1 protein-coding gene and 1 pseudogene are annotated in these 903 nt (G+C 59.4%); both read right to left on the minus strand.

What is annotated here, in order from left to right:
* Nucleotides 1-207: 207 nt before the first annotated feature.
* A pseudogene (locus I5W_RS32675) lies at nucleotides 208-399 on the minus strand (NAD(P)/FAD-dependent oxidoreductase); the annotation flags it as partial.
* Between the two features lies 1 nt (nucleotide 400).
* On the minus strand, nucleotides 401-763 hold the full coding sequence (gene nirD, locus I5W_RS25935; RefSeq protein WP_017450155.1) for a nitrite reductase small subunit NirD: 363 nt from the start codon (nucleotides 761-763) through the stop codon (nucleotides 401-403).
* Between the last annotated feature and the right edge of the window lie 140 nt (nucleotides 764-903).

The raw sequence follows: 903 nt of genomic DNA on the forward strand, positions 1-903 counted from the left end.
ACGGCATCCTCAGGTGCTAAGCCTATCAGGCAGCGTAGTAGATTTGGTCAACTTGGGTTCATCTAATAGCTTCGTTTTGTACGCCATCAATTGAGACTCATCAATATCAAACCGCTGTAACCATTGATCAGCCGACCAACCAATCAAACGAGGCTCACCATCAACCGATACACGATGCAAACTAACTTTTTGGGCACGCACCTCTTTCTTGTCGCCGGTCAGTACCGGCGAGAGCATGATGCGGTTGTAGTTGCCGTGCGGCTCGGCGCCGAAGACGGTGATGTCATACAGGTCCGGTGCGAGCTTGAGCAATTCCTCCACCGTGCGCATGGCAGCCATGCCATTGCCGACCACCACCAGCGATGGCTTGGCTTGATCCTTGTCGGCGCTGGTCTGCATGTCAGCCACCGATCCAGACTTTACCCTCGGCAATGCGCGCCGGCCAGGCCGGTACCGAGTTGGCGGGTTCTTCCAGGCAGTGGCCGGTGGTCAGGTCGAAGTGATGCTTGTAGATGGGCGAGGCTACCACGATGCGTTCCCCCAGGTTGCCCACCAGGCCGCGCGAGAGGACAGCCGCCTGGGCGTTGGGATCATAGTTGCCGATGGCGAACACGCGCGCCTGCGGCGTGCCGGAGGAGCTGTCGATGACGTGGAACACTGCTACCTGCTGGTCGCCCACCAGGGCGGCCACGCCGGTGTTGGGGACGATCTCGGCCAGTTCGCAGATCGGGGTCCAGTGCTTGATTTGTTGGTCGCTGTGCATGATGGGNTCCTTGTATCGTCCTTGGTTCAGACCGTCTCGACGACGACCGGGATATCCAGCAGCTTCTTCTCGGCCACGGTGGCCGGTCGGATCTGTCCGCGTTCCTCGACGAACTGGATGTTTGCATCGGCGGGCTTGCT

Source organism: Herbaspirillum sp. B65 (genome assembly GCF_000333555.1).
GTDB lineage: Bacteria > Pseudomonadota > Gammaproteobacteria > Burkholderiales > Burkholderiaceae_D > Herbaspirillum > Herbaspirillum rubrisubalbicans.